This is a genomic window from Bacillus sp. FJAT-45350, from assembly GCF_002335805.1.
In the GTDB taxonomy this organism is placed as follows: domain Bacteria; phylum Bacillota; class Bacilli; order Bacillales; family NISU01; genus FJAT-45350.
Genome location: NZ_NISU01000003.1, coordinates 243,118 through 258,066 on the forward strand (window position 1 = coordinate 243,118; position 14,949 = coordinate 258,066).

Here is a 14,949-nt window from a genome sequence, read left to right on the forward strand (position 1 = left end):
TAGCCCTTCTCTGTTTTTTTATGTTTTCTTCTTTCTGCTAATAAATAAACCGCCTTTTTAATATGAACTTCTATAAAATAATAATAAATATAGGTATAAAGAACTACATATTAGTGACTTAAAGTAACTATAATAGCATAATGAAACTTTTATACTAATACAAAATGTTTGCAGTAGCTATTTACCTGAATTTTCAAGCTTTATTACTAAAAAACAATAAATTTAAGTTGAGGTTAAGGGAGAGGTTTATATGTGTATAAAAGTAAAGAGAAAATTGACAAGAGCACTTAATATTTTTTCGATTTTTATTATGTTGTTTCTAACAGTGCTACCTGCAATGCCTGCGAGTATTGTGGATGCAAATTCTCAAGAAATTCTAACAAAAGGAGATACGCCAAAACCTTGGCCAACAGTTTTTACTCCATATACAACTGGTGATGGAAAATCAATACTTGATCCTGGTGCAGATGTCAATCCGATTGATGTCGATATCACAAGTGGAGTTGATAGAGGAGTAGGCAATTTACCATCTATGTATGTGGCATCGGATGGCTCGAACTTTTTTGTAAGATTAAGGTTAAAAGGGGACCCGTATGATCGAAAAGGTGGATTTCTATCATCTGTGTGGTTAGTAAAACTAGCAGTAGGTGGTGAACATAAAGCGACTATTGGTGTAAATGGTAAGTCACCACATTATGATTATGTTTATGTTGCTGATTCTAGTGGAGGAAACGTGCAGCCTATTTATGTTACACCAACTCAAGGTGGAAACTCCGTACCAGGTACAGAAATTACGCCTGATGGAAATGGACATTACTTTTTAGATTTTCAAGTGCCGATAGAACGGATAAATGAGATTGCACCAGAAATTACTAAAACGACTCCGGTTCAAGTATTTTTTGGAACTTCAAAAGCTGCTAATTTATCAGTGATTAATAAGGAATGGATGGATACAGGAAGTAGTGGTGGAAGTACGACTAGTTTTAGTGGATTACAGGCGATTGAACTTGGAGATCCAGATAAAGATTTAGTTCCACAGTTAACTAGTTCGCCGCCAACGATCTCAATAAATGGACCAGCAAAGGAAAAATTTGAATCAAATAATATTACTGTTAGTGGAAAAGTATCAGTAAATAAAAATGTAACAATAGAAATTAACGACCAGACAAGAACGATCACACCAACCGGAACAAATGGTGATTATAGCTGGACAACTAATTTATCATCCGGTACTGCTATGGTTCCAGATAGAAATGGTATATATACCTTAGTAGCATATGTAGAGGATGAAGTTGGTGATAAGTCTGTAAAAGTAAAGGCTTCTAAGGAGATTGAAATAGAAAAAACCAATAATGCAAACACGATAACAATTGAAGATGGAAATATTAGAGAAGTAACCGATAATGATTTTGATGGTAATGGGAAATTAAGGATTAATGGTACATTTACTGTAAGTAATAATGGTAACTATATACAAACTACTGTTCATAATGAGCAAGCAGCAGATGCAAACAAAGATACTAACACTACTTGGAGTTATTTAATAGATAAAAGTAAATTACAAGCAGGGAACAATAGTATTACTGTAAAAATTCATCAGCAAGGACAAGGAACTGTATTAGCAACAGTGACTCAACAATTAATTTATTTGAAAGATGGCGTGGAAATAATTACTCCATTATCCGTTTCTATTGATTCGATACATGCAACAGGTTCAGCTAGACCAGAAATAACAGGTAAATCTAGTGGTGCTGAATCTGTTGAAATACAAATTTCGAGAGACGGAGGACCTTACAGAACAATAGAAATTCGTGATACACGAAATAATAATAATTGGTCTGTGGAACCGTTAGAAACACCGTTAAGAGTAGGAACTTACACAGTAAGAGCAATTGCTAAGAATGCTGCAGGCACTGAATTTGCGTACGCATATAAAAGCCACACAGTTTCAGAGAAGTCCATTACGATTGATAATGGAAGTGGAGTACCTGATCGGGTAGTTATTAATGATAGAACACCCATCATAAGGGGTACAACAAATTTAGATGATGGTCTAGATAAGGTACGAGTAAAAATTGGAGGAATAGAGGAAACAGTAGATGTAGTAAATAATAGATGGTTCCTAGAAGTTAATAACGAATTAACAGGGTCTGATTATACAATAAATGCGGAATTGGTAGAAGATAATAACATTAAGGCAACTCAGGAACTCAGAATTATTGCAAGTACATTTGTAAATATTACTGCTCCTGTACCAGATGAATACGGATTTATTGCAGAAACAGAACCGACGATAGGAGGTACTGTTCAGGCTGGATCATTAGTAAACTTAAAAATGTTGCGAGGAGATGAGTTTGTTTTTATAGAAGAAGTTGTGCCGACCGGTACAACTTGGGAATATGATGTTAGTTCACCATTATTAGAAGGAGATTATCAAGTAATAGCAATTGCTTATGATGATTATGGCAATGAAGCAGAGGCTACTAGTATTTTTTCTATTGCTGGAGGATCAGTGAGTATTGAAGACGTAGCTGACGTAACGAAAACTGTAGCATATGGAACGAGTATAGAAGATGCAAAAGCCGCATTGGGAACAGAAGTGACAGTCGTGCTAGAAGATGGTGAAGAGGTTACAGTACCAATAACATGGAGTGATAATTCAACACCAGAATACCAAGGGAATAATGTAGGAGAGTATGAGTTTTCAGGAACATTCGGTACGTTACCAAATGGAGTAAATAATGATAAAGATATAGGGGCACCGAAAGGAATCATTGCAGTGCAAGCTGGGTTAAGTAATGAAAAAGAAATCACAGCGTACAGCTTTGAAGAACAAACTAAAGTAGCGACGATCGATAGTGAGGTAGGAACAATCACTGTCGAAGTAGCCCATGAAACAGAAGTCGAGGATTTGATCGCAACGTTTACGTTGTCTGACAAAGCGAGTGCCAAAGTAGGCGAGGCAGTACAAACAAGTGAAGTTACGCCCAACGACTTTACAAATGAAGTCACGTATGTCGTGAAAGCAGAAGATGGAACAACGAAAAATTGGACGGTACAAGTAACAGTACAAGAACAAACAGCTAAACCTGTCATACCAGAGCCAGTTCGAGCAGGCATGGAGACAATAAGAGGAACATCGACAGAACCAGGTGCAGTAATTACGATTACACGAGGAACAGAAGTAATCGGAACAGGCACTGTCAATGTAGATGGGACATGGACGGTACAGGTAACTGAAGGAATGACGTTATCGGCAACTGACGCATTAAGTGTGAGAGCGAAAGCAGAAGGAAAAGCGGAAAGTGAAGTAGCCCCAGTGGTAGTCCAGAACGCATTAAGTGATAAAAAAGAAATCACATTGTACAGCTTTAAAGAACAGACAGGAGCTGCGACGATCCATAGTGGAACAGGGACGATCGCAATCGAAGTAGCACACGGAACAGAAGTAGACCAATTAGTCGCAACGTTTACGTTGTCAGACAAAGCGAGTGCGAAAGTAGGCGAGGAAGTACAAACAAGTGAAGTTACGCCAAACGATTTTACAAATGAAGTAATTTATATCCTGACAGCAGAAGACGGAACAAGGAAAGAATGGACGGTACAAGTAACAGTACAAGAACAAACAGCTACACCAGTTGTAACAGAGCCCGTACGAGCAGGGATGAAGACCATAAGTGGAACATCGACAGAAACAGGTGCAGTAATCACGATTACACGAGGAGCAGATGTAATCGGAACAGGTACCGTTAATGGAGATGGGACATGGACGGTACAGGTAAGTGAAGGAAAGGTGTTATCGGCAACCGACGCACTAAGTGTAACAGCGAAAGCAACAGGAAAAGCGGAAAGTGAAATAGCGCCAGTAGTAGTCCAGAATGCGTTAAGTAATGAAAAAGAAATCACATCGTACAGCTTTGAAGAACAGACAGGAGCTGCGACGATCCATAGTGGAACAGGAATGATCGCCATCGAAGTAGCACACGGAACAGAAGTAGACCAATTAATCGCAACGTTTACGTTGTCTGACAAAGCGAGTGCCAAAGTAGGCGAGGCAGTACAAACAAGTGAAGTTACGCCAAACGACTTTACAAATCAAGTAACGTATGTCGTGACAGCCGAAGACGGAACAACGAAAAATTGGACGGTACAAGTGACAGTACAAGAACAAACAGCTACACCTGTCATACCAGAGCCAGTTCGAGCAGGAATGGAGACAGTAAGTGGGACATCGCAAGAAGTAGGTGCAGTGATCGCGATTACACGAGGACCAGATGTAATCGGAACAGGAATCGTCAAAGAAGATGGAACATGGACTGTCGAGGTAACCGAAGGAAAGACGTTATCCGCAACCGACGCATTAAGTGTGACAGCGAAAGCAGAAGGAAAAGCGGAAAGTGAAGTAACCCCAGTGGTAGTCCAGAATGAATTAAGTGGTGAAAAAGAAATCACAACGTACAGCTTTGAAAAAGAGACAGGAGCTGCGACGATTAATAGTGGAACAGGGACGATCGCCATCGAAGTAGCACACGGAACAGAAGTAGGCCAATTAGTCGCAACGTTTACGTTGTCTGACAAAGCGAGTGCCAAAGTAGGCGAGGCAGTGCAAACAAGTGAAGCCACGCCAAACGACTTTACAAATGAAGTAACGTATGTCGTGACAGCGGAAGACGGAACAACGAAAAACTGGACGGTACAAGTGACAGTTCAAGAACAAACAGCTACACCCGTCATACCAGATCCAGTTCGAGCAGGCATGGAGACAATAAGAGGAACATCGACAGAACCAGGTGCAGTGATCACGATTACACGAGGAGAAGATGTAATCGGAACAGGCACTGTCAATGAAGATGGTATATGGACGGTACAGGTACCTGAAGGAAAGACGTTATCGGCAACTGACGCACTAATTGTAAGAGCGAAAGCAACAGGAAAAGCGGAAAGTGAAGTAACCCCAGTGGTAGTCCAGAATGAATTAAGTAATGAAAAAGAAATCACATCGTACAGCTTTGAAGAACAGACAGGAGCTGCGACGATCCATAGTGAAACAGGAACCATCGCAATCGAAGTAGCACACGGAACAGAAGTAGACCAATTAGTCGCAACGTTTACGTTATCTGACAAAGCGAGTGCCAAAGTAGGCGAGTCAGTACAAACAAGTGAAGCCACGCCAAACGACTTTACAAATGAAGTCACGTATGTCGTGACAGCCGAAGACGGAACAACGAAAAATTGGACGGTAAAAGTAACAGTACAAGAACAAACAGTGAAACCAGTCGTGACAGAGCCAGTTCGAGCAGGAATGGAGACAGTAAGCGGGACATCGCCAGAAGTAGGTGCAGTGATCACGATTACACGAGGAGAAGATGTAATTGGAACAGGCACAGTCAAAGAAGATGGAACATGGACTGTCGAGGTAACCGAAGGAAAGACGTTATCCGCAACTGACGCATTAAGTGTAAGAGCGAAAGCAACAGGAAAAGCGGAAAGTGAAGAAAATCTAGTAATGATATTACCAGTCTTGCAACAAGAAGTAGACTTAAGCCTAACTTCTAATCCAACATCGATAGTAGGTGATGGATACTCTCAAGCTACTTTAAAGGCTGTATTAAAAGATTCAGAGGGTAACCCCATACCTAACATCGAAGTTGAATTCGCAGCAACTGCAGGTAGTTTGTCTTCTCCAATTGCAACAACAAATAGTGATGGAGAAGCAACAGTAACATTAACTTCAAGTAAAATTGAAGGAACAGAACCAGTTATTGAAGTAGTGAAAGCTACTGTAGATAGTCCTCAAAATGGAATATTTGCTGAAGAAGAAATTAATATTCATTTTGCACCGCCAATAATTCAAGGGCAAGTCCTTGATGCAGACGGAGAACCGATTAGTAATGCAACGGTTTGGGTTGAAATTGATGGTATAAAATATGAAGCTACTACTGATGAAGATGGAAACTACAGTATTATTGTACCCCGTGGTGGTAATTATACCCTTAACATTGAAGTTACGATGATGTTTGGAGGTAGAGAAGTTACTACGACTTTTACTCAGCAGGTAAGTGTTCAAGCAACAGGGCAAGAAGAGAAGTTTAAGCCAGAAAGAAAAGTCAGTGGACAGTTATTTGTTGGTACAAATAATAAAATAGTTAAAACAATGAATGAAGTACTACCAGAAAACTCAAATCTAGTTGTGCAAGTGTTGAATGACCCGGATAATCGAGTAACCGCAACAATTGATAATGATGGGAAATACGAATTACTAGGATTTGAAGCCGGTAAAACATATGAAGTTGTTTTTAATGTAGAAATTGATGGAAATCGTATGGCGGGAGAATATACAGAAATTAAAGTTGGTGAAGATGGTCAAATTGTCGTTCAATTTGAGCTCATTGACCCATACGGACTCATAACTGACTCTGTTACAGGGGAACTGATTTCTGGAGTTAATATGAAGTTGTATTGGGCAGATACTGACCTAAATAAAGAAAAAGGACGTATCCCTGGAGAGCTTGTACCTTTGCCGGTATTACCTGATTTCCCACCGAATCAAAATGAGAATCCTCAAATTTCGACGGATTGGCTAGAGAATGAAGATACTGCCGAAATTGGTAACTATGCATGGATGGTATTTGCTCAGGGAGATTATTATCTAGTCGGTGAAAAAGATGGATATGTGAAATATGATAGTCGTACTGATCTAACAACGGATGTTCAAATTGGAGATAGCTGGATTCGCGATGGTGTAATTCACATTGGTGAAACGATTATGAGATATGACTTTTCGATGGTTAAGAAAGTAGCGACAACGATCGAAGTAAGTGGCGCCAGTGAAATAGAGGTTCCAGCAACGGGAAGCACTAGCGAAAGCTATACAGCCGTTGTGAAAAATCAATACGGAGCTCAAATGCAAGAAGATGTAACGTGGAGCCTAAAGTCAGTAGTAACAGGAGTAAGTATAGATGAAATGACAGGGGAGCTTACAGTAGAAGCGATAACAGACGCTGATAAGGCAATAGTTGTAGCATCATCTGGAGGTTTAAATCAAGAGTATGATATTGTCCTTAAGAAAATCCCACCACCTGTAAAGGCTGCTGGAAGCGTAAGTGGTGAAGGGAAACTAACTGTTAGCGAAGGAACTCCAGAAGCAATCGTAACACTATATGACAAAGATGGTATTGAGATAATAACCGGAACAATTATAGCAGATGGAACATATGAGTTTACAGATGTTCCACCAGGTAAGGCCTATACTGTTGTTCAAACGGTAAATGGAGTTTCTAGTAGTCACTCTAATGCCGTCGATGTAGCACCAAATAAGCCAGTGACGCTTGAAGGAAAAGTAAATGATGCTGATGGTACGGTTGAAATAAGTAATCTAGTACCAGGCGCAACCGTTATCTTGAAAGACAAAGATGGTAATGTAGTGGCGAGTGGTACAGCAAATGAAGATGGAACATTTACTTTTAGTGATATGGAAAAAGGAGTGGATTACACTGTTACTCAAGAAGTAAATGGTGTAGAAAGCGAACCACTACCATTTCGCTTATTAACAGATGAAGAAGAAGTAGATGATACGTTAAGAAATCTAAATGTAGGTTACAAAAAGGAAAGTGATACGTGGGAAAGTGTCACGGACGATGTTTATTTAATTCGGTTGGATAGTCATGAAACGGAAGTAAAGTGGTCAGCAAGTCGTAATAATGAAGTGGTTATTATTACAGATTCTGACTGCGTTGCACGGAGTGAGAATGAAGGATGCGAGCTAGTAGCAGATGTTGCGAGAAAAGAAACAGATAGAAGTGTCATTGTAACAGCAACAGTAACTAAAGGCGAAGTAAGTAAGCAAAGAACATTCCTACTAATTGTTAAAGCAAGTACAATAGATAAGCAAGTAGATAACGACAATGGTCGTACAATCACAACTCCTGGGACGGGAAGTAATTCAATTTCTATACCAGTTACTAGAATTAATGTGACAGACCGTAGTGTAAATTCTACTGCAAAGATTGATAAGGTTATTTTATCTGATGATGTAGCCACATCTATTTCACAAGCAGCTGCAGCTAATGGGAAAACAGCGGTGGTACCAGTACCTCAAGATCCGGACAACAAGGCAGATGAATTTGCAATAGAAATACCAAGAACAGCAGTGTCTGCAATTTCTCAAGGAGTTGACGCTCTTAAAGTTAAAACAGACTTTGCTCATTTGACATTAGAAAAAGCTCAACTTGCCACTATGAAAGAAAACAACTTAGATCTTTTCTTCCGCCTATTACCATTAAAAGAAGAGAATCACAAACAACAAGTAAGAAATACAATTCAAAATGATACTAATCTCAAAGCTAATGTCGGAAACAAACAAGTAGAAACATTAGGATCACCGTTGAAAATTGAAACGAATTATGCTAATTATGACACTAATTTAATAATGACTTTTAGCAGTAATGGCATTACATTACCAATGGTTAATCAAGATGAATTCCTGCAATCACTTGCTATCTATATTGAGCATAGTGACGGAGATAAAGTATTAAAAAGAGTATCAGATAATGGGGCAACGATTGTTTATGAAGATAACCAACCAATAGGTCTTTCAATTAACATCAGTAAATTTAGTACATTTACTGTAGTTGAATTAAAAGACCCACCTCCGAGTGGTGGTGCTCCTGCTCCAACAACAGAAACTATAACAATTGATGTTGAAACAGGAGGAGAAACTGGAGCTACTATCGTATCAACAGCAACAATCATTAGAACAACAGCACCGAACGGAACGAAAAAAGATGAAGTTATTTTTACACCGGAAAAAGCAATTGAGACAGTGGAAAAAGTAAAGGGTGCTGAGCAAACTACTGCACGTATTATAATTCCTGACTTAAAAGATGAAGTTAGTGAAATAATGGTGCGAATTCCTTTAAAGTCTGCTCAAGAGCTTTCTAGCTCGGGAATAAATTTAGAAATTGTCACTGAAAACGGAAAAGTAATCATACCAGCAACTTCTTTAGCGGGACTAACAGGAGACTTATATTTTAGGTTAATCCCAATTAAAGATGACGTATTACAACAAGAAGTTCGTAATCGAGCTATTAATGAAGATGTTGTTAAGAAAGTATCGGATGTTTTAAAGCCGTATGTTGTTGCTCGTCCGATGACAATTGAAACAAATATGCCAAGTAGACCAGTAACACTAGTATTACCACTAAAAGATGTGGAAATACCAGAGAAAGAAGAAGAAAGATACAAATTCTTGAACAGTCTAGCGGTATTTATTGAACATAGTGATGGCGACCGAGTTCTAACACGAGGTAAAGTAGTTACGTATGATAAACAACAGCTAGGTCAACAAATTGATATTGAGAAATTTAGTACGTTTACTATCTTAAACTGGGAAGGTGAGGACTTATCAAAGTTCTTAGGTGAATTACTAATTGAGCTAGATAGAGAAGACGCTCACGGCTTTCATGAAAAGTATATTAACGGCTTTCCAGACGGGACATTCAAACCAGAAGAGAGTGTAACGCGAGCACAAATGGCAGCAATGCTAGCAAGAAACTTAGGATATGATGAGTCAATGCCAAAAGCAACAACATCTTACCCTGATGTACGGGAAACTCATTGGGCTAAAGGTGTAATCGAGTTTATGAAGGAAGTAGGACTAATGGAAGGGGATCCTACAGGGAACTTTAGACCAGATGCTTCTATTTCACGTGCTGAAATGACGGCAATAGCTTCAAGGTATAGAAAATTAGAAATCATAGTACCAACAGAGTTTGCATTTAGTGATGCCCAAAATCATTGGGCAACCAACTATATTGAAGCGACTCAAAGTTCAGGTATCATTTCAGGTTACGTAGATGGAACGTTTCGTCCTAATAAAAATCTAACACGAGCAGAAGCAGCAAAAGTTGTTAATCGAATGTTTGAAAGAGGTCCACTATACGGAGTTACAACACCTAGTTGGCCAGACGTATTGAAAGAGCATTGGGCATTTGAAGAAATAGAAGAAGCATCACAAGACCATTATTATACCAAGCGTAAAGATGGTGACGGTGAAAATTTATTTAAGTAATTTGATTAGTGGATATCTCATTTAATGAGGTATCCACTTTTCTATATGTAAAACTACAATTAGTGAATTTTTTTAGTTTTTCTATGTCTATTTAAGGGTATTCAGAGTATAAATAAAAGGTGGTGGTGAAGGGAAAAAATGTATTTTGATAGTGTTCCTTTAAGATTACTTAAAACACAAAAAGTGTGAACGTTTCAAGGCAGAAAGCTTATTTAATAAGAACTATAGATTTTTCTACAAATATTATGTATGATTGTTTTTGGATTTGTTAATATGTTATGAATGGGTAAAATGTCTCTTTTCTTGGAAAAGTAGTTTAAAGTATATTAAACAAGTCGCTTATTTTGCTTTTAGACAGCAAAGGAGTTTTTTGAATTATGATGGTTGAAAGCTTTGGACAACAAGCATTAATACATATTTTCGTCAATTTGCTATTCCTCGCCATAACATGGTGGGCATTGCAATCATTTAAATTTGACTTATTTGTAAAAGAGCCCAATGGACCAAAGGCAAAAGCACTGCAAATTATTGTAACCATCGCAATTGCCCAATTAGTTAGCAGTTTCTTTTTAGATTATTTGAATTGGTCTACAATGCTGAGGTATTTGTTCTAAAGTTTAATAACTATGTTTAATTCTGCTTATTATTGGAATTTGTCGAACATTTACTACAAATTCCATGTATGTAGCTCCCCTCAATGGTAAAAATGTTAGTAATAACGTAGCGCCGTTATCGTACGGAGAGGGGAAATAAAGAGATGAAAAATATAGTTATTTTAGTAAGCTTTATTGCAATGGCATTTACGCAACTGCCGCTAGACGGGGAATTAGAACTACAAGCTGGGCATGTAGAAGAAATCGTTCAATTAATGGAAGTTAATGAGGTTGATGTGACGGAATGGAGATTGTACACAAGAGGTGAGCACCAGATCGTACAAGATAAAGAGGAGTACGAAAAAAATCTTACCAATTTTAAAATGAGATTTGATGGGTTTGAATGGCAACAGATTGATGATGAACATTGGAAAGTTCAAGGTCAGAAAGCTCATTCAGAACTTCCCTTTGTTGAACAGCTTACAGTTCTAGCCTATCCTAGTGGACAGTCTTATTCAATGTACCTCATCTATGAACTCCATGGTTCAAGCTGGAATGAAGATACATGGCAGCACATTGCCTATGAATTCCACGAACGATATGAGCAATTATTTCCGGATGAAAACTCAATTTTTACAACAGTAACTGGTAAGACTCACTCAATTGAAGTAGGAAGCTTATACGAAACAGCACAGTTGTATCTTAACCAGCTTTCAAGCGAAAAAATTGAAGAGTTAAATGAAGAAACGTTCGTCTCCCTATCTGCATATAATAGGAAGTGGATGGATTCAATTCAAACAAATGAAAATCAAATGAATGTTCAAGTTGCCTTGAGACAAAGTCCACGAATGGGCGGTGAGACGACTGTCACAATTGGCACGCCAATAATTACGACTGAATATTAATGTAATAGAACTGAGTGTTCAAGTAAGGATACGAGTGCCATTTAAAGTGGGAACTTTTAGGTACGGATCACGGTGACAGAATCGAGAATGTAGCGGAAATTATCGCTGGCAATCGTTTCCGAACTTTTGAACCTCCTTAGTAGATGCTCAAATAAAGACGCGGAGGGGAATATGTTGGAAAAGATTATTGTCCATGGAGGCAGGCAGCTCAAGGGCACCGTGAAAGTAGAGGGTGCTAAGAATGCAGTATTGCCTGTAATTGCAGCATCGATATTGGCAAGTAAAGGCACAAGCAAAATTTATGATGCGCCAACACTGGCTGATGTATACACGATGAAAGAAGTTTTACGAAATTTAAATATTGATGTGGATTATGAGAATGGTGCATTTCAAGTTGATGCACAAAAGCAGTTAGGGACTGAGGCGCCATTTGAATATGTTCGTAAAATGAGAGCATCATTTCTTGTTATGGGACCATTGCTTGCTAGAGTAGGGCATTCAAGAGTAGCTCTACCTGGTGGTTGCGCAATTGGTTCACGACCTATTGACCAACATTTAAAGGGATTTGAAGCAATGGGAGCAATTGTTGAAATCGGCAATGGCTTTATTGAAGCAAAAGTCGATGGAAAACTGAAAGGTGCAAAAATTTATCTTGACTTCCCTAGTGTTGGTGCAACAGAAAACATTATGATGGCTGCTGTTATGGCGGAAGGTACTACAGTTATCGAAAACGTAGCAGAAGAACCAGAAATCGTATGTCTAGCAAATTATCTTAATGCAATGGGTGCAAAAGTAAGAGGAGCAGGCACTGGAACGATTCGAATTGAAGGTGTTGAAGAACTGCATGGTGCAGAGCATACAGTCATCCCTGACCGAATCGAAGCAGGTACCTTTATGATTGCATCTGCGATTACAAAAGGAAACGTTCTTGTAGAAGGAGCACTTTCTGAGCATCTACGACCACTAATTGCAAAGATGGAGGAAATGGGTGTAGAGATAATAGAAGAGGAAAACGGACTTCGTGTTATCGGACCAGAAAATTTAAAGCCGATTGATATTAAAACAATGCCTCACCCAGGATTCCCAACAGATATGCAATCGCAAATGATGGCACTATTATTAAGTGCTAAGGGCACAAGCGTCATTACAGAAACAGTATTCGAAAACCGCTTCATGCACGTAGAAGAGTTCCGACGCATGAATGGTAATATAAAAATTGAAGGCCGCTCAGCTATTATTTCAGGCCCAAGTAAACTACAAGGTGCTGAGGTAGCTGCAACAGACCTTCGCGCAGGTGCAGCGCTAGTATTAGCTGGTCTAGTAGCAGAAGGCGTAACACGCGTTGTCGAACTAAAACACGTAGACAGAGGCTATGTAGACTTCGCAGGAAAGCTACAAAGCATCGGAGCAGACGTAGAACGAATTCACGAAGTAGCCGAAAGTGAACTTAAAAACCTAGACGCCCCAGCACCACTTAAAATGAATACGAACTTTGTTTGAAAAAAGCCCGGAAGGGCTTTTTTTAATGCTGAATTATGGGTTATGAGTTATGAATTAAAAGAATTAATGTCGGAAATTAAAAGGGCTCAATGTTATTAATGAAGAATATATAAGTATCCTCAATCTCCCCCGATTTTTAATGAACAATTTATAACTCATAACTCATAACTCATAACTCAAAATTCCCCAAAGGTTGGTGTTCATTGTTTAATGAAAAAAGAAAATGTTATTTACGAGAAGTCATTTAAATTTTCAGTAAGAATGATTAAGCTATATCAATATTTGACCAAAGAAAAAAATGAGTACATCCTCTCCAAACAAATTCTCCGTTCCGGCACAAGTATCGGTGCCAATATAAGTGAAGCACAAGTTGCTCAATCCACACGTGATTTTATTTCTAAATTAGGTATTTCTAAAAAGGAAGCTGCTGAAACTCGTTATTGGTTACTCCTATTAATCGAAACGGATTATATCGAACAACAATTAGCGACTAGCCTAATTCAAGACGTAACTGAAATCCAAAAACTCCTATCCTCAATCATACTAACCACCCAATCAAAATTAAAAAAGTAAAATCTCTTCAATTCATAACTCATAACCCATAACTCATAATTCAAAAAAACTTGTTCTAAAACTGTACATGCTTCATATACATAATAGAGAGTAGAAATTTCTATGTTGGGGGCATCGTCATGAAACCATTCATTGTGATAGGTATTATTTTATGCAGCATTATTCTTATCCTTCCTACTATTATGGTTGTTTCTTTTTCAGAGGGGCGCCAAACAACAGCAACGACTAACGAGGCTGAAGTAGCTGATGTTACGACTATTAACGAGAGCGTACCAACAAATGAAATTGATGTGTTAGTTTACAGGAGTCAAAAAGAAGAAATTGAACGTGTTCCACTTGAAGAATACGTAGTGGGTGTTGTTGCTTCGGAAATGCCGGCAAATTTTGAGATGGAGGCATTGAAGGCTCAGAGCTTAACAGCAAGAACATATGTCATCAAGCAAATGTTACAGCCAGGAGAAATAAATTTACCAGATGGAGCGATAGTGACGGATACAGTCATGCATCAGGTCTATCATAATAATAATGAATTGAAAGAAAGATGGAATACAGATTATGATTGGAAAATGACAAGGATAAAGGATGCTGTGTATTCAACGGCAGGGAAGGTATTGACATTTGAGGGACAGCCGATAGATGCTGCCTTTTTTTCGACGAGCAATGGATATACGGAAAACTCAGAGGACTATTGGCAAAATCCAATACCTTATTTACGAAGTGTAGAAAGTCCTTGGGATCAAGAATCTCCGCGTTATCAAGGGGAAATGATTATCCCAATCAGGGAATTTGAGCAAAAGTTATCAGTCCAAGTACCGTCAGACGGTACAGTTGGAGAAATAGTGGAGCGAACTGATGGAGGACGTGTAGCAGAAGTAAAAGTCAATGGAACTGTTCTTAAAGGACGTGAAGTACGAGAAAAATTAGACTTGGATTCCTCTGACTTTAGATGGAAACGACAAGGTAATAACATTGTTATCGAAACAAAGGGATGGGGCCACGGCGTTGGTATGAGCCAATACGGAGCAGATGGAATGGCAAAGGAAGGCAAGACCTATGCCGACATTGTCAGCCATTACTACCAAGGAGTAGCAATCACTGAATTAGAACCATACGTAGCTAGTTTAACCGCGAATAACACACAATAGCTCTCAGGACGTTATGTAGGTAAAATTCCTACAAGCGTCTTTTCTTTATTTGGACAAGATAGAAAATCGAATGGCGAATTTAGAATTGCAAATTTAATAGTTAGGATTTTGAAATTGTTTAATTAGAAATTGGCAATTTGCAATTTGCAATTTTATTTTTTTAA

6 protein-coding genes are annotated in these 14,949 nt (G+C 38.6%); all 6 read left to right on the forward strand.

Going from position 1 to position 14,949, the window contains the following annotated elements; genetic code table 11:
* Nucleotides 1-250 precede the first annotated feature (250 nt).
* Entirely contained in the window at nt 251-10,069 is a 9,819-nt protein-coding gene (locus CD003_RS20225) for an S-layer homology domain-containing protein (protein ID WP_096203068.1), read from the forward strand.
* Between the two features lie 377 nt (nt 10,070-10,446).
* Nucleotides 10,447-10,683, forward strand: a complete 237-nt coding sequence (locus tag CD003_RS20230) for a DUF1146 family protein (protein ID WP_306453970.1) — start codon at nt 10,447-10,449, stop codon at nt 10,681-10,683.
* A gap of 143 nt (nt 10,684-10,826) precedes the next feature.
* Nucleotides 10,827-11,567, forward strand: a complete 741-nt coding sequence (locus CD003_RS20235; protein ID WP_096203069.1) for a YwmB family TATA-box binding protein — start codon at nt 10,827-10,829, stop codon at nt 11,565-11,567.
* A gap of 174 nt (nt 11,568-11,741) precedes the next feature.
* Nucleotides 11,742-13,067 (forward strand): UDP-N-acetylglucosamine 1-carboxyvinyltransferase, encoded by a 1,326-nt coding sequence (murA, locus tag CD003_RS20240; RefSeq protein ID WP_096203129.1) that lies wholly within the window; start codon nt 11,742-11,744, stop codon nt 13,065-13,067.
* Between the two features lie 210 nt (nt 13,068-13,277).
* Nucleotides 13,278-13,640 carry a four helix bundle protein gene (locus CD003_RS20245; protein ID WP_096203070.1) on the forward strand — a complete coding sequence of 121 codons (363 nt, stop codon included), beginning with the start codon at nt 13,278-13,280 and terminating at the stop codon, nt 13,638-13,640.
* Nucleotides 13,641-13,759: 119 nt separating this feature from the next.
* Complete coding sequence (spoIID, locus tag CD003_RS20250; RefSeq protein WP_096203071.1) at nt 13,760-14,785, forward strand: stage II sporulation protein D; 1,026 nt, start codon at nt 13,760-13,762, stop codon at nt 14,783-14,785.
* Nucleotides 14,786-14,949 lie beyond the last annotated feature (164 nt).

Bases quoted from the DNA above. Each gene is read 5' to 3' on its own strand.
- CD003_RS20230 (WP_306453970.1), top strand. From the start codon at position 10,447: ATGATGGTTGAAAGCTTTGGACAACAAGCATTAATACATATTTTCGTC.
- spoIID (WP_096203071.1), top strand. From the start codon at position 13,760: ATGAAACCATTCATTGTGATAGGTATTATTTTATGCAGCATTATTCTT.
- CD003_RS20235 (WP_096203069.1), top strand. From the start codon at position 10,827: ATGAAAAATATAGTTATTTTAGTAAGCTTTATTGCAATGGCATTTACG.
- CD003_RS20245 (WP_096203070.1), top strand. From the start codon at position 13,278: ATGAAAAAAGAAAATGTTATTTACGAGAAGTCATTTAAATTTTCAGTA.
- CD003_RS20225 (WP_096203068.1), top strand. From the start codon at position 251: ATGTGTATAAAAGTAAAGAGAAAATTGACAAGAGCACTTAATATTTTT.